Here is a 20,611-nt window from a genome sequence, read left to right as displayed (position 1 = left end):
GCAAATTTCTTGACTCGATGGTGCCTGAAAAACTATAGTAGGAAAACGTTTTCGCTCGCCAGTTTTTTTGCTGGCTGACCACCGATCATACGCAATCAGAGGACACCCCAACATGAGCAATCAATCGGACGCAGCACGCAAACCATTCCATCGCATTCTCCTGACGGGTGCCGCCGGCAACCTCGGCGTCCAGATGCGCGGGCCGCTCGCGGACTGGGCCGACATCGTGCGCGTGACCGACATTGCGCCGATGGGCGAGGCGGCGTCGCACGAAGAGGTTGTCGTGCTGGATCTGGCTGACCGGGCGGCTGTCGATGCGCTGGTCGAAGGTGTCGATGCGATCGTGCATCTTGGTGGCATTTCGGTCGACGCTCCGTTCGACGATCTGATCGAAGCCAATATCTGCGGGCTCTACAACCTGTATGCGGCCGCGCACAAGCATGGCGTGAAGCGCATCGTCTTCGCCAGCTCGAACCATGCGATCGGTTTCCACCCGACCACGACGGTGCTCGACGCCGATTCGCCGACGCGCCCCGACAGCCTCTACGGCGTGACGAAATGCTTCGGTGAATCGCTGTCGCGCTATTACTACGACCGTTTCGGGCTGGAAACCGTGTGCGTGCGGATTGGTTCGTCGTTCGAGGAACCGCGCAATCCGCGCATGCTCGTCACGTATCTGAGCTATCGCGATTTCATCGAACTGGTGCGCTGCTCGCTGTTCACGAATCGTGTCGGGCACGCGATCGTCTACGGCGCTTCGAACAACCCGGTGAAATGGTGGGACAACACGAAGGCGGCGTTCCTCGGTTTCAACCCGCAGGACAGTTCGACGCAGTTCGAGTCCCGTTTCCCGCTGACTGCACCGACCGACAATCGCGACGACGCCGCGCAGCTGTATCAGGGCGGTGCATTCGTGCTCGGCGAGCCGATGGAGCGCAAGTAATGGCCGTGGGCGTACCGGTCGAAAGAATCGACGTGGCAGGGCAGGCGTCGGTTGGCGAAAGCCCAGTGTGGCGTGCGGCGGAAGAGGCGTTCTACTGGGTCGACATCCCCGCGCGGAAGATCGTGCGGTTGCACGTGGCCACCGGCGTGCGCTCGGAATGGGTGTTGCCCGAGAAGGTCGCGTGCATCGCATTCGATCAGGCGGGCCGCGTGCTCGCAGGCATGGAAACCGGCTTGTTCTCGGTGACGTTGCCCGAGGCCGGCGGTTCGGCCGGTGCGAGTGTGATTGTGCCGCCGTCGCGGGTCAGGAAACTGGCTGCGCCGGTGTTTCCCGGTCAGGACATGCGCTTTAACGATGGACGCTGCGATCGTCAGGGGCGCTTCTGGGCCGGGACGATGGTCCAGGATATGTCGCTCGCGAGCCCGCTCGGCGCGTTATTCCGCTTCGACGCGCAGGGTGTTTTGTCAGCGCCGGTGATCGACGGACTGATCACGCAGAACGGTCTTGCGTGGTCGCCGGACGGCGCGACGATGTACCTGTCGGATTCGCATCCGTTGAAGCGTCTCATCTGGGCGCTCGATTTCGACGTCGAAAGCGGTACGCCGCGAAACCGGCGCGTCTTCGCTGATCTTCACGATCACGCGGGCCGTCCGGACGGCGCGGCGGTGGACGCGGACGGCTGTTACTGGACGTGTGCCAACGATGCAGGTTTGCTGCTGCGTTTCACGCCGCAAGGCGCGCTCGACCGGAAGATCGAAGTGCCGGCCGTGAAGCCTTCGATGTGCGCGTTCGGCGGGCGCGATCTCGATACACTGTTCGTGACGTCGATCCGTCCGGGTGCTGGCGCAACCGATGATGACGGTGCGGTGTTCGCGATCCGGGCAGGCGTGAGTGGGCTGCCCGAGCCGGAGTATGCCGGGGCGTTGTGAGTGACGGGCGGCGTGTGTAGCCGCCCTGACTGCGCGGGTCGGATGCCCGGGTCGAGCTCGTCGGACGAGGTTAACGAAAAAAGCCCAGGTCGTGAGACCTGGGCTTTTCGCGCACATTCTGGTGGGTAGTACTGGGATCGAACCAGTGACCCCTGCCGTGTGAAGGCAGTGCTCTACCGCTGAGCTAACCACCCGAAGAGAGCCGAATTATGTCAGACGCCTGAGAAGCCGTAAAGTATTTTTTAAGCAGACTGCGTATCGACGGCTGTACCGGCCTCTGATACCGGCGCGAGACGCCAGACGCTCGTGCCCTTGACCGCCTTGTCGAGACCATCCAGCACGGCCTGATGTTCCGCGAGTTCATCGCTGCTCGCCGTCAGCACGACCAGGTCGAGTGCGTCGAGCTTCACGCGCGGCGCATGCGCATCGCCGCCGCCGGACACTTCGCCCATCATGTCGATCACGAGGCTTTCCTGGCCGCGCGTCATCGCGAGAAAAACTTCCGCGAGCAGTTCCGAATCGAGCAATGCGCCGTGAAGCGTACGGTGCGCGTTGCTAATGCCGAAACGGTCGCACAGCGCGTCGAGCGAATTGCGCTTGCCCGGGAAAATCGACTTCGCGCGCACCAGCGTGTCGATCACCTCGCCGCAGTGCTGGCTGAACGGCGGCAGCCCGAGCAGAGTGAATTCCGCATCGAGAAAGCCGATATCGAACGGCGCGTTGTGAATGATCAGTTCTGCGTCCTGCACGAAATCGCGCAACGCATCGGCGATTTCAGCGAACTTTGGTTTGTCGCTGAGGAATTCGGTTGTCAGGCCGTGAACGGCGAGCGCGCCCGGATCGCTGTCGCGTTCCGGGTTGACGTAGAAGTGCAGGTTGTTGCCCGTCAGCCGGCGGTTGACCAGCTCGACACAGCCGATTTCGATGATGCGATCGCCCGTGCGCGCATTGAGGCCTGTGGTTTCGGTGTCGAGAACAATTTGACGCATATCGGATCAGCCCGCGTTGAAATTAGCGATAAAAAGAGGGACCGGAATTCAGGTCCCGGCGAGCGACGCGACGCCGCGATTCGCAAGCGCATCGGCGCGCTCGTTTTCCGGGTGTCCGGCATGGCCTTTCACCCAGCGCCATTCGATCTCATGCTGCTGGACGAGCGCGTCGAGCCGTTTCCAGAGGTCGGCGTTTTTCACCGGCGTTTTCGCCGCCGTCATCCAGCCTTTCTTTTTCCAGCCATGAATCCATTCGCTGATGCCTTTCTGCACATATTGCGAATCGGTATGCACGACGGCCTTGCATGGACGCTTCAACGCTTCGAGCGCTGCGATCACGCCCATCAGTTCCATGCGGTTGTTGGTGGTGAGCGCTTCGCCGCCGAACAGCTCTTTTTCCTGTGCGCCGAAGCGCATGAGCGCGCCCCAGCCGCCAGGGCCAGGATTGCCCTTGCAGGCGCCGTCGGTGAAAATTTCGATGATTTCTTGAGTCATTTGCGGTGGTTACGGGTATTCGGAGTGGCGGCGGGCGCAAGCCCGGCGGCAAGAACAGGCTTTTTCACCTTCAATGGACCGACGAGCCGCATGCCGCGCACGCGCTTGATCGCGGTCACCATGTAGGACGCGCCGAAGATCGGCCACCAGCGGTCGCCGGCGGCTTCCATGAAGGCATAGCGAGCGAGCCACTGATCGCTCGCGAGCGGCGGACGATAACAGCCGAAGCGCCCGCGTTCAAGGTCGAAGCCTAACAGCTTGATCCAGTCCTTCAGGCGCGTGAACGCGATCAGGTCATGCTGGGCGGGCACGAACGGCCGCCCCGTAACCTTGCCGAGCGATTGCCGCGCGCCCCACAGCGATAGCGAATTGAAGCCCAGAATGATCAGCTGGCCTTCCGGCATCAGCACGCGTTCGGCTTCGCGCAGCAGGCGGTGCGGGTCGCTCGTGAATTCGAGCGTATGCGGCATCACGATCAGATCGACGCTCTGCGCTTCGAACGGCAGGTCGAGCAGATCGCACCAGACGGTGCTGCGGCCGGCGGGCGCGTGGCGCTCGGCGAGGCTGCGGACGGGGCCGGGCATCGGGCCGCGCGGGAACGAGTAGGGCGCGCTGCTGCCGCTGGCGGCGTCGAGCACCAGGCCGCGACAGGGCATGCGGTTTTCACGCAGTGCGTCGAGTTGCGGCAGCCCGAGCTGAAGCGCGTGATAGCCGAACACGTTCGACACCACCCGGTCGAGCTGCGCCTGTTCCCACTCGAGCACGTAACGACCAGGCGGCGAATCGGTCCAGGCGGGCCAGTCTATAATCGATCGGTCAGACATGTCAGAGAATGCGTCGCCCATGAATTCGCTTGAACTTGAATACGTCCCGGTCCCGGCGTTTGAAGACAATTACATCTGGCTCGTATCGGACGGCCGCCACGCAGTGGCCGTCGATCCGGGCGAGGCCGAACCCGTCCGTGCGTATCTGGCAAAACGGGGCTGGCAACTGAGCGCTATTTTACTCACGCACCATCACCGCGACCACGTCGGCGGTGTGGCCGATCTGCTGAATGGCCAGGCGGTGCCCGTCTACGGTCCGGCCGGCGAAGCGATCGAGCATCTCACATATCGTCTGAAACACGGCGATCGCGTGATGCTCGCCGAACCCGCGCTCGAATTCACCGTGCTCGACGTCCCCGGCCATACGAGCGGCCATATTGCCTATTTTCAGGCGGCCGACCCGCGCGGCACGCCGCACGTTTTCTGCGGCGACACGCTGTTTGCGTGCGGCTGCGGCCGGCTCTTCGAAGGCACGCCGGCGCAGATGCTCGACTCGCTCGATTCGCTGGCCGCGCTGCCCGGTTCGACCGAAGTCCACTGCGCGCACGAATATACGCTCTCCAACATCCGCTTCGCGCTCGCCTGCGATCCGGACAACCGCGCCCTGCAGAACTGGCGCGACGAGGCGATCGCGCTGCGTGCCCGCAAGATGCCCACGCTGCCCACCACGATCGCCCACGAAAGGGCGGTGAACCCGTTCCTGCGGACCGACGATCAGGCCGTCCAGACGACCCTCGCCGAACAGTTGCATGAATCGGTGCCCGACCGGCTTGCCGCGTTCACGTTGATGCGCGAGTGGAAAAACCGCTTCCGGTAACCTGTCGTCAGGCAGGGTTTTGCTCAAGCCAAAAATAGAAAAAATTCGCCAAGTCTAGGATTTGCCAAGGTTTTCTTATATTTCTGATTGACGAAAACTATATCGTTTCGTACTATCGGCTGCAAATTCCAGTCCTATGGAAGCCGAGATCTACATGCGATTTATCCTAAGTGTGCTGTTGGTTCTGACGCTCGCCGCATGCGCGAGCTCGGGGCCGCCAGCGAATAGCCCAACCACCGCAGCAACGAACCCCGCCACGCAACAGGCAGTAGCCGACGCCCTCCGCAAGACCGCCTCCGCCAGGGAAACCATCAACGTCGATCAAGGTTCCGTCAACCAGTTGACGAGTCCCGACGCGGATCTGTGGAGCCGTATTCGTCGTGGCTATCAGATGCCGGACCTGAAGACCGACCTCGTCGACATGCAGGTCAACTGGTACGCACAGCGCCCCGATTACGTCGAGCGTATGACGGTCCGGTCGCAAAAATACCTGTATCACATCGTCGAGGAGCTCGAGGCGCGTCACATGCCGACCGAGCTTGCGCTGCTGCCGTTCATCGAATCCGCGTACAGTCCGCAGGCGCTGTCGGTCGCGAAGGCCGCGGGTATGTGGCAGTTCATGCCCGGCACGGGCCGCACCTACAACCTGAAGCAGAACATGTGGCAGGACGAACGCCGCGACGTGCTCGCGTCGACGAGCGCCGCGCTCGACTATCTGTCGCGCCTGCATGACATGTTCGGCGACTGGTATCTCGCGCTCGCCGCGTACAACTGGGGCGAGGGCAACGTGCAGCGCGCGATCGCGCGCAACGAGGCCGCCGGCCTGCCGACCGACTATCTCAGCCTGCGCATGCCGAATGAGACGCGTAACTACGTGCCGAAGCTGCAGGCCGTGAAGAACATCATCGCGAATCCGCAGATGTACGGCCTGACGCTGCCGAGCATTCCGAACCATCCGTACTTCGTGACCGTCACGACGGCGCACGATATCGACGTCGACACGGCGGCGAAGCTCGCGAACATGTCGACCGACGAATTCCGCTCGCTCAATCCGTCGTTCAGAAAGCCGGTGATTCTCGGCGCCACGCAACCGCAGATCCTGCTGCCGTTCGACAACGCAAGCGCCTTCGAGGCGAACCTGAAGTCGTATAGCGGCTCGCTGTCGTCGTGGACCACCTACACGGTCACCGAGCGCGCGCGTCCGGCCGCGATTGCGCAGAAGATCGGCGTCGACGCGGACACGCTGATGGAAGTCAACAAGATCCCGGCGGGCATGCGGCTGAAGCCGGGCTCGACGATCGTCGTGCCGCGCGGCGACGACGACGACGAGGACATCAGCGCCGACGTCGCCGAAAGCGCTGTGCTCGCGATGGAACCTGACGTTCCCGATACGCGCAAGATGCTGATCCGCGTGCGTCGCACGCAGTCGATGGCATCGCTCGCCGATCGCTACGGCGTTTCTGTGGGACAACTGAGGGCATGGAATCGTACGCACCGCAATCAGGTTTCGCGGGGCCAGGTGATCGTGCTGCACGTGCCAGTCGGCAAGGCCTTGCCGGCTGAGCCGGGCCCTGTGCTGCGCGCCAGTGCATCGCCGGGCGAGGGCGGCAGTGTCGAGAAGATCGGTACCCGGGTCGCAGACACGAAGCCCGATTCGCGCTACGATAAGAAGAAGGGTCGTAGCCAGGGCAAGGTCGTCAAGGCTTCGGTACCGGTGAGCAAGGCCAGCGCATCGACAGGAGCCAGCAAGCATAAAACGTCGAAGGTAGCGGTTTCATCGGGTACACCCAGCAAGGCGTCGAAGGCTGCGGGTAGCCGCCCGAAGACCACAGCCAACGCGCAGAAGGTCAAGTAGATAATAGCGGCACCTGCAGAGGTGACCACATGCGTTGCGGGGGCAGCGCATGAATTGCGCTCCGATCATCTCTCGCTTTTAAAACGCCGTCGCCTGTCGCGACGGCGTTTTCATTTCCGCTGACTTTTCAGCGCGCGTTGCCGGTTTACCGTATCGTTCTGGTTCCCCGCTCTCACTGTCTGGTTCCTGTCCTGCGCGCCATGTCTTCGACCCAGTTTCGCGTGTTCCTGCTGTTCTCGCTCGGCTACTTCATTTCCTACGTGTTTCGCGGGGTCAATCTGGGTTTTGCGCCGCTGATCACGCACGAACTTGGGCTCTCCGCCACCGATCTCGGATTGCTGACGAGCCTCTATTTTCTCGGCTTCGCGGGCGCGCAGATTCCCGCCGGCGTGCTCCTCGATCATTTCGGCCCGCGACGCGTGACTGCCGGCCTGCTGCTGTTCGCGGCGGCGGGCGTCTGGGTCTTCGGCGCGGCGCACAGCGTGGGCATGATGATGCTGGGGCGGCTGCTGATCGGCGTCGGGGTTTCGGCGTGCCTCGGCGCGGCGTTCAAGGCGCTCGCGCAGTATTTCGTGGTGACGCGTTTACCGCTCGTCAACGGGCTGGTGATGGCGGTCGGCGGGCTGGGCGGCGTCGCCGTCGGTTCGCCGCTCACGTGGGTGCTGGGTTTCGCGGGCTGGCGCCTTGTGTGTGTCGCGCTCGGACTGCTGACGGTTGCCGTTTCGGCCGCGCTGTGGACGATGGCGCCCGACGCGCGCGATACACACCATCAGGCCGGTCTCGTCAGTCAGTTCAAAGGTACGTGGCACATCCTGAAGAGCGCCGCGTTCTGGAAAATCGCATCGTTTTCGGTGATGACGCAAGGCGTCTTTTACGCGATGCAGTCGCTATGGGTGGGTGCATGGCTGCGCGATGTCGCCGGTCTGCAGCCGGGGCCGGCGGCGGCGCTGGTGTCGCTGCTCGGCGTCGCGATGATGGTGGGCAGCGTGGGCTTCGGCGCGGCGGCGCGTTCGCTGGAAAAGCGCGGCGTATCGCTTTACGCGTTTTGCGGCGTGGGCATGGCGCTCTTTGTCGTCACGCAGATCCTGATCATGATGCGCGTGCCGTTGCCGGCCGGCCTCCTGTGGGGCGCATACGGCGTGTTCGGCGGGACGGGCATCCTCAGCTACGCCGTGCTCGCGCGGCATTTTCCGCCGCACATGGCAGGCCGTTGCAACACCACGCTCACGCTGATCCTTTTTCTGCTGATTTTCGGCTTCCAGATTGGTGTCGGCGCGGTGCTGTCGCGCTGGCCGGCAACGGACGGTCGCTATCCGCCGGCAGCGCATCTCACCGCGTGGGGCATCCTCGTCGCGCTGGAGATCGCGAGCGCGATCTGGTACGTGTTACCCGGGCGCGTGCTGGCGAAACCCGCCCATCTGCACGCTGAACACCAGTCGTAGCCCGGGCCGCGCCGGACGTCGCGATCTGCTTCGCGCGAACGCCCGGTGAAAGGCCGCAAAGCCTTGTCCCATAAGACTCGCACCGCGACCTGCGGCGCGCGAGCTGGGGTTCCAGGCTATCCTGGATTTGAAGGAAGGGGTACTTTCGCGCTATAATTGCAAGGTTTGAGCTTATCAACCCGCACCCTAGCGCCTACCTCTCCCATACCGTTCATCCGCCGCGCGCCGCGAGCGTCCCGCCTCCAGCCGATCCGTCCACACAATGGACCCATCGCGCCCGACGCGACGTGACGTCAGCCGCGATACGCGAGCGGGCCTGCGCGCGCATCCTGTCGATGCGCCTCGCCGCGGCCCGCACGGTCGGATAGACAGGTCGGCAACAGGGTGTTCCCCAAGGAGTCTCCCGTGTTGCCGTCTTTTTCTCCTGCTTTGCTCGCACTCGCCGACGGCACGGTCTTTCGTGGCTACTCGATCGGCGCCGCCGGTCATACGACAGGCGAAGTTGTCTTCAATACGGCTATCACGGGCTATCAGGAAATCCTGACTGACCCGAGCTACGCCCGCCAGATCGTCACCCTGACGTATCCGCACATCGGCAACGTCGGCGTCAACGCCGAAGACGTCGAAGCCGCGAAAGTCCATGCCGCCGGCCTGATCATCCGCGATCTGCCGGTTCTCGCGTCGAATTTCCGCATGGAGCGCACGCTCCCACAATATCTGCAGGACGAAGGCGTGGTCGCCATCGCGGGTATCGATACCCGCAAGCTGACGCGCGTGCTGCGCGACAAGGGCGCGCAGAACGGCGCGATCCTCGCGGGTTCCGATGATGAAGCTAAGGCCATCGAACTCGCGCGCTCGTTCCCGGGCCTCGCTGGCATGGACCTCGCGAAGGTCGTGTCGACGAAAGAGCCGTTCGAATGGACGCAGCGCGAATGGCGCCTCGGCACGGGCTACGGCACGCAGGATGCGCCGAAGTACCGCGTCGTCGCGTTCGATTACGGCGTGAAGTACAACATTCTGCGCATGCTGGCCGAACGCGGCTGCCATGTCACCGTGCTGCCGGCGCAGGCGAGCGCGGAGCAGGCGCTGGCGCTCAATCCGGACGGCATATTCCTGTCGAACGGCCCGGGTGACCCGGAACCGTGCGACTACGCGATTCGCGCCACGCAGGAGTTCATCGAGCGCGGCATTCCCACGTTCGGTATCTGCCTGGGTCACCAGATCATGGGTCTCGCCCTCGGCGCCAGGACGATCAAGATGAAGACCGGCCATCATGGCGCGAATCATCCGGTGAAGGATCTCGACGACGGCCGCGTGATCATCACGTCGCAGAATCACGGTTTCGCGGTCGATGCGGCCACGCTGCCGGCCAACGCAAAGGTCACGCACGTGTCGCTCTTCGACGGCACGCTGCAAGGTTTCGCCCTCACCGACAAGCCCGCGTTCTGCTTCCAGGGTCACCCGGAAGCATCCCCCGGCCCGCACGATATCGCCTATCTGTTCGACCGCTTCACCGCGTTGATGGACAGGCGTAAAGCAGACAGCACGGCAGCGGCCGCAGTCGCGTAAGCGAAGCACGCGGAAGGCGAAAGAGTAAAGAGCGCGCGCGAGGCGAAACGCGGCGGGCGGACAGCGCCAGGCAGAAAGGCTGGCGCGAGGTAACCCAAGGCAGATGCCAGCACGCAGCGCGCCACGGCAAGAACACAGGAATACATTAGCGAGAGCGTTATGCCCAAGCGGACAGACATCAAGAGCATCCTCATCATCGGCGCGGGTCCGATCATCATCGGCCAGGCGTGCGAGTTCGATTACTCGGGCGCGCAGGCGTGCAAGGCGCTGCGTGAGGAAGGCTACAAGGTCATTCTCGTCAACAGCAATCCCGCGACGATCATGACCGACCCGAACACGGCCGACGTCACCTACATCGAGCCGATCACATGGGAAGTGGTGGAGCGCATCATCGAGAAGGAGCGCCCGGACGCGATCCTGCCGACGATGGGCGGCCAGACCGCGCTCAACTGCGCGCTCGATCTGCATCACCATGGCGTGCTGGCGAAGTACAACGTCGAGCTGATCGGCGCATCGCCGGAAGCGATCGACAAGGCCGAAGACCGTCAGAAGTTCAAGGACGCGATGACGAAGATCGGCCTCGGTTCGGCCAAGTCAGGCGTCGCGCATTCGATGGAAGAAGCGCTCACCGTGCAGGCGCTGATCGCGTCGGAAACGGGTAGCGGCGGCTATCCGGTCGTGATCCGTCCGTCGTTCACGCTGGGCGGCTCGGGCGGCGGCATTGCATACAACCGTGACGAATTCGAAGAGATCTGCAAGCGCGGTCTCGATCTGTCGCCCACGCGCGAACTGCTGATCGAAGAATCGCTGCTCGGCTGGAAAGAGTACGAGATGGAAGTGGTCCGCGACACGAAGGACAACTGCATCATCGTGTGCTCGATCGAAAATCTGGACCCGATGGGCATCCACACCGGCGACTCGATCACAGTCGCGCCGGCGCAGACGCTCACCGACAAGGAATACCAGATCCTGCGTAACGCATCGCTCGCGGTGCTGCGCGAGATCGGCGTCGACACGGGCGGCTCGAACGTGCAGTTCTCGATCAATCCGAAAGATGGCCGGATGATCGTGATCGAAATGAATCCGCGTGTGTCGCGCTCGTCGGCGCTGGCTTCGAAGGCCACGGGCTTCCCGATCGCGAAGGTCGCGGCGAAGCTCGCATGCGGCTACACGCTCGATGAACTGAAGAACGAAATCACCGGCGGCCAGACGCCGGCGTCGTTCGAACCGACGATCGACTACGTCGTCACGAAGATCCCGCGTTTCGCGTTCGAGAAATTCCGCGAAGCCGATCCGCGTCTGACGACGCAGATGAAGTCGGTCGGCGAAGTGATGGCGATCGGCCGCACGTTCCAGGAATCGTTCCAGAAGGCGCTGCGCGGTCTCGAAGTGGGCGTCGACGGTCTCGACGAAAAAACCACGAGCCGCGACGAAATCATCCGCGAGATCGGCGAAGCCGGTCCGGACCGCATCTGGTACGTCGGCGACGCGTTCCGCGTCGGCATGACGCAGCAGGAAATTTTCGAAGAAACGTCGATCGACCCGTGGTTCCTCGCGCAGATCGAACAGATCATCCTGAAGGAAAATGCGCTGGCGGGTCGCACGCTCGCGAGCCTTTCGAAGGAAGAACTGAAGTATCTGAAGCAGAGCGGCTTCTCGGATCGCCGCCTCGCGAAGCTGCTGGGCGCGACGCAAACGGAAGTGCGCAAGCGTCGCATCGAACTGAACGTGCGTCCGGTGTACAAGCGTGTCGACACGTGCGCGGCCGAGTTCGCGACGAAAACCGCGTACATGTACTCGACGTACGAGGAAGAGTGCGAAGCCAATCCGACGAACAATAAAAAGATCATGGTGCTGGGCGGCGGTCCGAACCGGATCGGCCAGGGCATCGAGTTCGACTACTGCTGCGTGCACGCCGCGCTCGCGATGCGCGAAGACGGCTACGAAACGATCATGGTCAACTGCAACCCCGAAACCGTTTCGACCGACTACGACACGTCCGATCGTCTCTACTTCGAATCGCTGACGCTCGAAGACGTGCTCGAGATCGTCGACAAGGAAAAGCCGGTCGGCGTGATCGTGCAATACGGCGGCCAGACGCCGCTGAAGCTCGCGCTCGACCTCGAAGCGAACGGCGTGCCGATCGTCGGCACGTCGCCGGACATGATCGACGCAGCCGAAGACCGCGAGCGCTTCCAGAAGCTGCTGCAGGACCTGAACCTGCGTCAGCCGCCGAACCGCACCGCGCGCGCCGAAGACGAAGCGCTCAAGCTCGCGGACGAAATCGGCTATCCGCTCGTCGTGCGCCCGTCGTATGTGCTGGGCGGCCGCGCGATGGAAATCGTCCACGAGCCGCGTGACCTCGAGCGCTATATGCGCGAGGCCGTGAAGGTGTCGCACGATTCGCCGGTACTGCTCGACCGCTTCCTGAACGACGCGATCGAATGCGATGTGGATTGCATCTCCGATGGCGAAGCCGTGTTCATCGGCGGCGTGATGGAGCACATCGAGCAGGCAGGCGTCCACTCGGGCGATTCGGCCTGCTCGCTGCCGCCGTATTCGCTGTCGAAGGAAACGATCGCCGAACTGAAGCGCCAGACCGGCGCGATGGCAAGGGCGCTGAACGTGATCGGCCTGATGAACGTGCAGTTCGCGATCCAGCAGGTGCCGCGAGCGGACGGTTCGAAAGAGGACGTGATCTACGTGCTCGAAGTGAATCCGCGTGCGTCGCGCACGGTGCCGTATGTCTCGAAGGCGACGAGCCTGCCGCTCGCGAAAATCGCCGCGCGCGCGATGGTCGGCCAGACGCTGGCGGAGCAGGGCGTCACGAAGGAAGTCAATCCGCCATACTTCAGCGTGAAGGAAGCGGTGTTCCCGTTCGTGAAATTCCCGACCGTCGATCCGGTCCTCGGACCCGAAATGCGTTCGACCGGCGAAGTGATGGGTGTGGGCCAGACGTTCGGCGAGGCGCTCTTCAAGTCGCAGCTGGCGGCGGGTTCGCGTCTGCCGGAAAGCGGCACGGTGCTGCTGACCGTAATGGACGCCGACAAGCCGAAGGCCGTCGAAGTCGCGCGCATGCTGCACGAACTCGGCTATCCGATCGTCGCGACCAGGGGCACCGCGGCTGCAATCGAGGCGGCGGGTGTGCCGGTCAAGGTCGTCAACAAGGTGAAGGACGGCCGTCCGCACATTGTCGACATGATCAAGAACGGCGAGATCGCGCTCGTCTTCACGACGGTCGACGAAACCCGCGCCGCAATCGCCGATTCACGCTCGATCCGGATGAGCGCGCAGGCCAACAAGGTCACGTACTACACGACGATGTCGGGTGCCCGTGCCGCCGTGGAAGGTCTGCGTTATCTCCGGGACCTGGAAGTCTATGATTTACAAGGACTCCATGCTCGCCTAAACTAAGGCTTCGATTCCGAGTCAAAGACGTACGTGCCGCGGTTAAGCGGCGTCCCACAAGGCACTGGCCCCAGTTCCGGCCAGGTTCCTCCGGGATGCACTTAACCGCGGCGATTTTTTTACGGCTGTTTTTTGTTACATGAGTTGTTTATGAGCACTATTCCATTGACGAAGCGCGGCGCAGAAATGTTGCGCGACGAACTGCAGCGCCTGAAATCGGTTGAACGTCCGGCGGTCATTAATTCGATTGCGGAAGCGCGTGCCCAGGGCGATCTGTCGGAAAACGCCGAGTACGACGCTGCAAAAGAAAAGCAGGGCTTTATCGAAGGCCGCATCGCGGAGATCGAGTCGAAACTCGCCGGTGCACAGGTGATCGATCCGGCAGCCGTCGAAGCGGATGGCCGCGTGGTATTTGGCGCGACCGTCGAACTCGAGGACCTGGATTCAGGCGCTACGGTCACTTACCAGATCGTCGGTGACGACGAAGCCGATATCGACCACGACCTCATCTCGATCAGTTCGCCGATCGCGCGCGCCCTGATCGGCAAGTCGGAGGGCGATGTCGCATCGGTGCAGGCCCCGAGCGGTGTGCGCGAGTACGAAATCGTCGTGATCCGCTACGTTTGACGAAAGGCGCACTGTGTCCCTGACGCCTCATCGTGTGTTCCGGCTGCTGACCGTTGTGTGGGTCGGCAGTCTGTTCACGATCGGTTACGCCGTCGCGCCTGTGTTGTTTACATCGCTTTCGCGGATGTCGGCGGGATCGGTCGCGGCGCAGCTGTTTCGCATCGAGGCGATGTTGGGTGCGGTGTGCGGTGTGTTGCTGCTGGTGCTTGGCAATGTGCTCGTGCGCCGCGGCGACAACGCGTATCGGCGGCTTCGCTGGTTGACGGCCGCGATGCTGCTTTGCGTGCTGGTGGGTTATTTCGCGCTGCAGCCGTTCATGGACGCATGGCGTATGGCTGCGTTGAACGCCGGCACGGATGTCGGGCATTCCGCCTATGCCGCGCGTTTTGGCATGTTGCACGGCGTGTCGACCCTGTTTTATCTGATCGAGAGCGTGCTTGGTCTTGCGCTTGTGTGGATGCTGCCGGTCGGCGTGTGCGCGCCGGCAGCGCCGGCTGTGCGCCGTGATGCAGATGCGGGCAAGGTTACGGGCTGAGAGTCGGGTTGAAATTCACACCCGTTCCGGCTGCCGTTCATTCCGGCATTCGCGCGCGGCGTGCCGCGCGCGAATCCGCCTGACTACTTCGACGTCTGGTGTTGACGCTTTGCGCTGGTCTGGCGCTTCTTGGCGCGCTTGATATTGCCGCCCTGCGTGACGCGTTCGTTCCCGCGCACCAGAACTGCCTTCGTTTTCGGCTTGCGCATCGGGATTTCGGAAGGTTTCACGACCTTCACGACGCGCGGCGCGCGGCCCTTGCCCGGTTTGGCTTCTTCGGCGGCGGCTTCACGGGCACTCGGCAGCGCACCACGTTTCGCCTTCACGGCAGGTTGGGCCGATTCCGGCTTCCAGATCACCAGCAGCTTGCCGATGTGCTGGATTGGCGCGGCGTTCAGCCGGTCGCAGATCTGTTCGTAGACCGCGAGCCGTTCTTCGCGTTCGTCGCCGAATACCCGGATCTTGATCAGCTGGTGCGCCTTCAGGTGAACCTTGATCTCGGTCAGGACGGCATCGGTCAGCCCTTCGGCGCCGACGAGCACGACCGGTTTGAGCGCGTGAGCCTGGGAGCGCAGTTCGGCGCGTTGGTCGGAGGAGACTTTGAGGGCGGGCATGTGAAGTGGGAGACTCGACTAAAATGACGGCGCCCGCAGCAGCCCCGATTACTTCGGCTTTCGCGCAGGACTATCCGTCGTCAGGACAACATGGAAGCGCGGAACACTGCTCAACGAGCGGCGGCCACGCGAATTAAACGCGTATTATCCGCTAAAAGCGCGACATCACGCAGCAAGAGATCATCGGTTAATGGCAAAAAACAAGTTCAACACGGCGTGGCTGCACGATCATATCAACGACCCGTACGTGAAAATGGCGCAGCGGGAGGGTTATCGTGCCCGCGCAGCCTACAAGCTCAAGGAAATCGACGAGCAGGACAAGCTGATCCGCCCGGGCCAGGTCATCGTCGATCTCGGCTCGGCGCCGGGCAGCTGGAGCCAGTACGCGCGCAACAAGCTCGCGAAGGGCTCGAAGCGCGACGACGAGCGCCAGGGCGGCATCGACGGCACGATCATCGCGCTCGATCTGCTGCCGATGGAGCCTGTGGCCGATGTCCACTTCATTCAGGGCGACTTTCGCGAGGACAGCGTACTCGCGCAACTCGAGGAAATGGTGGGCGCGCGCCAGGTCGACCTTGTAATTTCGGATATGGCGCCCAACCTGTCAGGTGTGGCGCTGGCGGACGCCGCGCGGATCGAGCATGTGTGCGACCTCGCGCTGGAATTCTCCCAGAACCATCTGAAGCCGGATGGAGCCCTTTTAGTCAAGTGCTTTCACGGCAGCGGTTATAGCCAGATTGTTGAAAAGTTCAAGCAGCAGTTTAAAACCGTGGCTGCCCGCAAACCGAAGGCATCCCGCGATAAATCGTCCGAAACGTTTATTTTGGGCAAGCATCTGAAGCGACCGAACTGATCGCCGGAATGAAGGTGAAGCGCGAAAGCGCGGCATGTTCCGATGGCCGGAAGCCGCCGCCGGAGTAGCGCGAGGCGCTATTTTCGCGGTAGTGAATGGTTATGGCAGGGGTCTGCGGACTGGATTAGAATGCCTTAAGTGGTGCCGCAAGGCAAATGTAGGCGCCCGTCTATGAGTGAAGGAGTGGTGCTTTGAACAACAATATGTTTTCGAAGGCAGCAGTGTGGCTGGTTATCGCACTGGTGCTGTTTACGGTGTTCAAGCAGTTCGACAAGCCCCGTGTCCAGGAAGGCGTTTCCTATTCGCAGTTCATGGACGACGCGAAGAACGGCAAGGTCAAGAACGTTATTGTCCAGGGGCGGAACCTCACGGTCACTCCAGCAGACGGCCAGAAGTACCAGATCGTGTCGCCAGGCGACATCTGGATGGTCGGCGATCTGATGAAGTACGGCGTCCAGGTTAGCGGCAAGGCTGATGAAGAACCGAACGCACTTGTCTCGGCGCTGTATTACCTCGGGCCCACGATTCTCATCATCGGGTTCTGGTTCTACATGATGCGACAGATGCAGGGCGGCGGGAAAGGCGGTGCTTTCTCGTTCGGCAAATCCCGTGCACGTCTGATCGACGAGAACAACAACGCCATCAATTTCACCGATGTCGCCGGTTGCGACGAAGCCAAGGAAGAAGTCTCCGAACTCGTCGATTTCCTGCGCGATCCGCAGAAATTCCAGAAGCTGGGCGGTCGCATTCCACGTGGCGTGCTGCTCGTCGGCCCTCCGGGCACGGGTAAGACGCTGCTCGCGCGCGCCATCGCCGGCGAAGCGAAAGTGCCGTTCTTCAGCATTTCGGGTTCGGACTTCGTCGAAATGTTCGTCGGCGTGGGCGCGGCTCGCGTGCGCGACATGTTCGAACAGGCGAAGAAGCACGCACCGTGCATCGTGTTCATCGACGAAATCGATGCGGTCGGTCGCCATCGCGGCGCCGGCATGGGCGGCGGTAACGACGAACGTGAACAGACGCTGAACCAGATGCTGGTCGAGATGGACGGCTTCGAAGCGAACTCCGGCGTGATCGTGATCGCTGCGACGAACCGTTCGGACGTGCTCGACAAGGCGCTGTTGCGTCCGGGCCGTTTCGACCGTCAGGTATATGTCGGTCTGCCGGACATTCGCGGTCGCGAACACATCATGAAGGTTCACCTGCGCAAGGTGCCGATTTCGAACGACGTCGACGCGGCGGTCATCGCGCGCGGCACGCCGGGCTTCTCGGGCGCCGATCTGGCGAACCTCGTGAACGAAGCGGCGCTCTTTGCCGCGCGTCGCGGCAAGCGCATCGTCGAAATGAACGACTTCGAAGACGCGAAGGACAAGATCTTCATGGGTCCGGAGCGCAAGTCCGCGGTGATTCGCGAAGACGCGAAGCGCGCCACGGCGTATCACGAGTCGGGTCACGCGGTGATCGCCAAGCTGCTGCCGAAGGCCGATCCGGTGCACAAGGTCACGATCATCCCGCGTGGCCGTGCCTTGGGCGTCACGTGGCAATTGCCCGAGCACGACAACGAAACGTACTCGAAGGATTATCTGCTCGACCGTCTGGCCATTCTGTTCGGCGGCCGTGTTGCCGAAGAGTTGTTCCTGAACCTGATCAGCACCGGCGCATCGGACGACTTCAACAAGGCAACCGCCACCGCGCGTGCCATGGTCGCGCGTTTCGGGATGACGGATGCGCTCGGGCCGATGGTCTACGTCGATGACGAAAACGATGCGTCGCCGTTTGGTCGTGGCTTCACGCGCACCATTTCGGAAGCGACGCAGCAGAAGGTCGACGCTGAAATCCGCCGCGTGCTGGACGAGCAGTACAACCTCGCGAAGCGCCTGCTCGATGAAAACCGCGACAAGGTCGAAGCGATGACCGCCGCATTGATGGAGTGGGAAACGATCGACGCCGATCAGATCAACGACATCATGGCCGGCCGTCCGCCGCGCTCGCCGAAGAGCTCGCCGCCACCGGCAAGCGACGCGTCCGGTGGCAGCACGGGCACCGAAGTCAAGCCTGGCGCCACCGCGCCGGCGTGACCGGAGCCGCAACACGTTACGGGCCGGTGTGATTCCACACCGGCCCGTTTTGCATTTTCTTTCCCTTCCTGAACTGTTTCCCGCAGTGTCGAACGCCGATCTTCTGATGCATGCTGTACCCGAGCCGATGCAATGCGGCCGGTTCACGTTGTCCTTCGAACGTCCGCTGGTCATGGGCATTCTGAACGTCACGCCTGATTCGTTTTCCGACGGCGGGCTCTTCGTCGCCCAGGCCGATGCGCTGCGCCAGGCCGAGCGGATGCTGCTCGACGGCGCCGACATCATCGACATCGGCGGTGAATCGACGCGTCCGGGCGCGCCGCCCGTGCCGCTCGATGAAGAGCTCGAACGTGTGATTCCGCTGATCGAGCAGTTGCGCGGCGCGAATGTGCCGCTGTCGATCGATACATACAAGCCGGAGGTCATGCGACACGCATTGGCTGCCGGCGCGGACCTGATCAACGACATCTGGGGTTTCCGTATGCCTGGCGCGATCGATGTCGTGCGCGACAGCCAGTGCGGTCTGTGCGTGATGCACATGCTCGGTGAGCCACAGACGATGCAGACCGGCGAGCCGGTGTATGACGATGTCGTTCGCGAGGTACGTGAGTTTCTCGAAGAACGGGTCGGCGCCCTGACGGCGGCGGGCGTCGCGAAGGCGCGGATCAGCGTCGATCCAGGTTTCGGTTTCGGGAAAGCGGTCGTCGAACACAATTACGCGCTGCTGGCGGCCTTGCGCGATACGGCGCCACGCAGCGAAGCGCCGTTTCCGATACTCGCCGGCATGTCGCGCAAGTCGATGCTCGGCGCCGTTACCGGGCGCTCCGCGCCCGAGCGTGGCGCGGCGAGCGTCGCGGCAGCCGTCTGCGCGGCGGAGCGTGGCGCGGCGATCATCCGGGTGCACGATGTCGCCGAGACCGTCGACGCGCTGAAAGTATGGTCGGCGCTGCGCGATGCCGCAGATCGCAACTAACAACGCAACTCATAACGCAACATATCGGTACGAAGAGAGGGCATCTGGCAATGGCACGTCGCTATTTTGGGACTGACGGTATTCGAGGCAAGGTCGGCGACGCGCCGATCACGCCGGACTTTGTATTGCGCCTCGGCTACGCGGCCGGCAAGGTGCTGGCCGGCGCGGACCGCTGGGCGAAAACAGGCGCGCGGCCCACCGTGCTGATCGGCAAGGACACGCGCGTTTCGGGCTACATGCTCGAGGCGGCGCTGGAGGCGGGTTTTTCGGCGGCGGGTGTCGACGTGATGCTGGCCGGCCCGATGCCGACGCCCGGCATCGCGTATCTGACGCGGGCGCTGCGTCTGGCGGCGGGCGTGGTGATCAGCGCGTCGCACAATCCGTACTACGACAACGGCATCAAGTTTTTCTCCGCCGACGGCAACAAGTTGCCGGACGAAGTCGAATCGCAGATCGAAGAGCAGTTGAACCAGCCGCTCGACTGCGCGGCTTCCGAGCAGCTCGGCAAGGCGCGCCGGCTGGATGACGCGGCCGGCCGCTACATCGAGTTCTGCAAGAGCACGTTCCCGGCCGCGTACGACCTGCGCGGCATGAAGCTCGTCATCGACTGCGCACACGGCGCGGCCTATGACGTCGCGCCGCACGTTTTCCACGAGCTCGGCGCCGACGTGATTCCGATCGGCGTCGCGCCGAACGGCTTCAACATCAACGACGGCGTCGGCGCCACCGCGCCGGACGCGCTCGTGCGCGCCGTGCGGGCCAATCGCGCGGATCTCGGGATCGCGCTCGACGGCGACGCGGACCGCCTGCAGATCGTCGATTCGACGGGGCGCCTTTACAACGGCGACGAACTGTTGTACGTGCTGGTTCAGGACCGGATCGCGACCGACGGCAAGGTCGAAGGCGCGGTCGGCACGCTGATGACCAATCTGGCGATCGAGGTCGCGCTGAAGCGAACGGGCGTCAAGTTCGTGCGCGCGGCGGTCGGCGACCGCTACGTGCTGGAGCAGTTGCGCGAACACGGCTGGCAGCTCGGCGCGGAAGGATCGGGACATATCCTTTCGCTGGACCGCCATTCGACCGGCGACGGCATCGTCTCGGCGCTGCTCGTGCTGGCCGCGATGCAACGCAGCGGCAAGACCCTCGCTGAACTGCTCGACGGCGTGACGCTGTTCCCGCAGAAGCTGATCAACGTCCGGATGAAGCCCGACGCCGACTGGAAGGGCAATGAAGCGATCCAGCAAGCCATCCGGGCAGCCGAAGGCGCGCTGGACGGCAGCGGTCGCGTGCTGATCCGCGCCTCCGGCACGGAGCCGGTGCTGCGCGTGATGGTCGAAGCGCGCCACGAGCGTGATGCGGTGCAGCATGCCGAGGCTATCGCGAACGTCGTGAAGCAGGCGACAACGTAAAGTCGTTTCGTCAGACCCGTTCCGGCAAGGGGCGCACCTTGCCGGAGCTATTATTCCGCGACCCAATCCCGCCCCAAATCCCGCCGCACCATATCGCGCGCCATATCCGCCGCTGCAAACATGGTCCGGATTCCCGCCTCAGCCCCTCCCAGCGTGCCTTTCATCCGGGTAACCGTACCGTCACGCACGTTTCACGTAACGTCACGTTACTGTCATAAATAGACCCTATCCTTCGCGGTGTTGTGTAATCCGCT

Annotated in this window: 17 protein-coding genes and 1 tRNA gene; 13 read left to right on the top strand and 5 right to left on the bottom strand. The window is 62.9% G+C overall.

What is annotated here, in order from left to right; genetic code table 11:
• Positions 1-112: 112 nt before the first annotated feature.
• On the top strand, positions 113-943 hold the full coding sequence (locus LPA37_RS07505; RefSeq protein WP_229012172.1) for an NAD-dependent epimerase/dehydratase family protein: 831 nt from the start codon (positions 113-115) through the stop codon (positions 941-943).
• Positions 943-1,872 carry an SMP-30/gluconolactonase/LRE family protein gene (locus tag LPA37_RS07500; protein WP_229012171.1) on the top strand — a complete coding sequence of 310 codons (930 nt, stop codon included), beginning with the start codon at positions 943-945 and terminating at the stop codon, positions 1,870-1,872. The genes LPA37_RS07505 and LPA37_RS07500 overlap by 1 nt, the downstream gene beginning before the upstream one ends.
• Before the next feature lie 119 nt (positions 1,873-1,991).
• Here LPA37_RS07500 and LPA37_RS07495 read toward each other — a convergent pair.
• The 4 genes from LPA37_RS07495 to LPA37_RS07480 all read right to left on the bottom strand — a co-directional run bounded on the left by LPA37_RS07495 (position 1,992) and on the right by LPA37_RS07480 (position 4,180).
• Positions 1,992-2,066 (bottom strand) — tRNA-Val (locus tag LPA37_RS07495).
• 48 nt (positions 2,067-2,114) lie between these two features.
• Positions 2,115-2,861, bottom strand: coding sequence for a DNA polymerase III subunit epsilon (dnaQ, locus tag LPA37_RS07490; RefSeq protein WP_228975497.1), 747 nt, complete (start codon positions 2,859-2,861; stop codon positions 2,115-2,117).
• Positions 2,862-2,909: 48 nt separating this feature from the next.
• On the bottom strand, positions 2,910-3,356 hold the full coding sequence (gene rnhA, locus LPA37_RS07485) for a ribonuclease HI (protein ID WP_228975495.1): 447 nt from the start codon (positions 3,354-3,356) through the stop codon (positions 2,910-2,912).
• Positions 3,353-4,180, bottom strand: coding sequence for a class I SAM-dependent methyltransferase (locus LPA37_RS07480; protein ID WP_228975492.1), 828 nt, complete (start codon positions 4,178-4,180; stop codon positions 3,353-3,355). The genes rnhA and LPA37_RS07480 overlap by 4 nt, the downstream gene beginning before the upstream one ends.
• A 19-nt stretch (positions 4,181-4,199) precedes the next feature.
• Between LPA37_RS07480 and gloB the strand changes: the two genes are divergently transcribed.
• The 7 genes from gloB (at position 4,200) to LPA37_RS07445 (ending at position 14,433) form a co-directional block, all read left to right on the top strand.
• The gene (gloB, locus tag LPA37_RS07475) at positions 4,200-4,997 is read left to right on the top strand and encodes a hydroxyacylglutathione hydrolase (RefSeq protein WP_228975489.1); all 798 of its coding nucleotides are present in this window, start codon (positions 4,200-4,202) and stop codon (positions 4,995-4,997) included.
• A 154-nt stretch (positions 4,998-5,151) separates the two neighbouring features.
• Entirely contained in the window at positions 5,152-6,852 is a 1,701-nt protein-coding gene (locus LPA37_RS07470; RefSeq protein WP_229012170.1) for a transglycosylase SLT domain-containing protein, read from the top strand.
• A gap of 200 nt (positions 6,853-7,052) precedes the next feature.
• Positions 7,053-8,294 carry an MFS transporter gene (locus tag LPA37_RS07465; RefSeq protein ID WP_229012169.1) on the top strand — a complete coding sequence of 414 codons (1,242 nt, stop codon included), beginning with the start codon at positions 7,053-7,055 and terminating at the stop codon, positions 8,292-8,294.
• Positions 8,295-8,699: 405 nt separating this feature from the next.
• Complete coding sequence (gene carA / locus LPA37_RS07460; RefSeq protein WP_228975483.1) at positions 8,700-9,863, top strand: glutamine-hydrolyzing carbamoyl-phosphate synthase small subunit; 1,164 nt, start codon at positions 8,700-8,702, stop codon at positions 9,861-9,863.
• A 159-nt stretch (positions 9,864-10,022) separates the two neighbouring features.
• A complete protein-coding gene (gene carB, locus LPA37_RS07455) occupies positions 10,023-13,277 on the top strand; it encodes a carbamoyl-phosphate synthase large subunit (protein ID WP_229012168.1) in 3,255 nt (1,084 codons plus the stop codon).
• Between the two features lie 144 nt (positions 13,278-13,421).
• A complete protein-coding gene (gene greA, locus LPA37_RS07450) occupies positions 13,422-13,898 on the top strand; it encodes a transcription elongation factor GreA (protein WP_228975478.1) in 477 nt (158 codons plus the stop codon).
• A 13-nt stretch (positions 13,899-13,911) separates the two neighbouring features.
• Complete coding sequence (locus LPA37_RS07445; RefSeq protein ID WP_229012167.1) at positions 13,912-14,433, top strand: DUF4149 domain-containing protein; 522 nt, start codon at positions 13,912-13,914, stop codon at positions 14,431-14,433.
• An 83-nt stretch (positions 14,434-14,516) separates the two neighbouring features.
• Here LPA37_RS07445 and LPA37_RS07440 read toward each other — a convergent pair whose 3' ends face one another.
• A complete protein-coding gene (locus tag LPA37_RS07440; protein ID WP_228975475.1) occupies positions 14,517-15,047 on the bottom strand; it encodes a YhbY family RNA-binding protein in 531 nt (176 codons plus the stop codon).
• A gap of 190 nt (positions 15,048-15,237) precedes the next feature.
• Here LPA37_RS07440 and LPA37_RS07435 point away from each other — a divergent pair, with 190 nt between their 5' ends.
• The 4 genes from LPA37_RS07435 to glmM all read left to right on the top strand — a co-directional run bounded on the left by LPA37_RS07435 (position 15,238) and on the right by glmM (position 20,357).
• The gene (locus tag LPA37_RS07435) at positions 15,238-15,900 is read left to right on the top strand and encodes an RlmE family RNA methyltransferase (RefSeq protein WP_229012166.1); all 663 of its coding nucleotides are present in this window, start codon (positions 15,238-15,240) and stop codon (positions 15,898-15,900) included.
• Between the two features lie 191 nt (positions 15,901-16,091).
• Positions 16,092-17,975 (top strand): ATP-dependent zinc metalloprotease FtsH, encoded by a 1,884-nt coding sequence (gene ftsH / locus LPA37_RS07430; RefSeq protein ID WP_228879131.1) that lies wholly within the window; start codon positions 16,092-16,094, stop codon positions 17,973-17,975.
• A gap of 106 nt (positions 17,976-18,081) precedes the next feature.
• Entirely contained in the window at positions 18,082-18,948 is an 867-nt protein-coding gene (gene folP / locus LPA37_RS07425; protein ID WP_407672496.1) for a dihydropteroate synthase, read from the top strand.
• A gap of 50 nt (positions 18,949-18,998) precedes the next feature.
• Positions 18,999-20,357, top strand: coding sequence for a phosphoglucosamine mutase (glmM, locus tag LPA37_RS07420; protein ID WP_228975469.1), 1,359 nt, complete (start codon positions 18,999-19,001; stop codon positions 20,355-20,357).
• Positions 20,358-20,611: the final 254 nt, after the last annotated feature.

It is taken from the genome of Paraburkholderia gardini, from assembly GCF_907164545.1.
GTDB lineage: Bacteria > Pseudomonadota > Gammaproteobacteria > Burkholderiales > Burkholderiaceae > Paraburkholderia > Paraburkholderia gardini.
The sequence above is the reverse complement of the archived record's forward strand: the minus strand, read 5'-3'. Positions and strand labels throughout refer to the sequence as shown.

Coding starts and splice junctions, on each gene's coding strand:
- LPA37_RS07440 (WP_228975475.1), bottom strand. CDS start 15,047: ATGCCCGCCCTCAAAGTCTCCTCCGACCAACGCGCCGAACTGCGCTCC.
- folP (WP_407672496.1), top strand. CDS start 18,082: ATGCATGCTGTACCCGAGCCGATGCAATGCGGCCGGTTCACGTTGTCC.
- LPA37_RS07470 (WP_229012170.1), top strand. CDS start 5,152: ATGCGATTTATCCTAAGTGTGCTGTTGGTTCTGACGCTCGCCGCATGC.
- LPA37_RS07500 (WP_229012171.1), top strand. CDS start 943: ATGGCCGTGGGCGTACCGGTCGAAAGAATCGACGTGGCAGGGCAGGCG.
- greA (WP_228975478.1), top strand. CDS start 13,422: ATGAGCACTATTCCATTGACGAAGCGCGGCGCAGAAATGTTGCGCGAC.
- rnhA (WP_228975495.1), bottom strand. CDS start 3,356: ATGACTCAAGAAATCATCGAAATTTTCACCGACGGCGCCTGCAAGGGC.
- LPA37_RS07505 (WP_229012172.1), top strand. CDS start 113: ATGAGCAATCAATCGGACGCAGCACGCAAACCATTCCATCGCATTCTC.
- glmM (WP_228975469.1), top strand. CDS start 18,999: ATGGCACGTCGCTATTTTGGGACTGACGGTATTCGAGGCAAGGTCGGC.
- LPA37_RS07435 (WP_229012166.1), top strand. CDS start 15,238: ATGGCAAAAAACAAGTTCAACACGGCGTGGCTGCACGATCATATCAAC.
- gloB (WP_228975489.1), top strand. CDS start 4,200: ATGAATTCGCTTGAACTTGAATACGTCCCGGTCCCGGCGTTTGAAGAC.
- carB (WP_229012168.1), top strand. CDS start 10,023: ATGCCCAAGCGGACAGACATCAAGAGCATCCTCATCATCGGCGCGGGT.
- LPA37_RS07480 (WP_228975492.1), bottom strand. CDS start 4,180: ATGTCTGACCGATCGATTATAGACTGGCCCGCCTGGACCGATTCGCCG.
- LPA37_RS07465 (WP_229012169.1), top strand. CDS start 7,053: ATGTCTTCGACCCAGTTTCGCGTGTTCCTGCTGTTCTCGCTCGGCTAC.
- dnaQ (WP_228975497.1), bottom strand. CDS start 2,861: ATGCGTCAAATTGTTCTCGACACCGAAACCACAGGCCTCAATGCGCGC.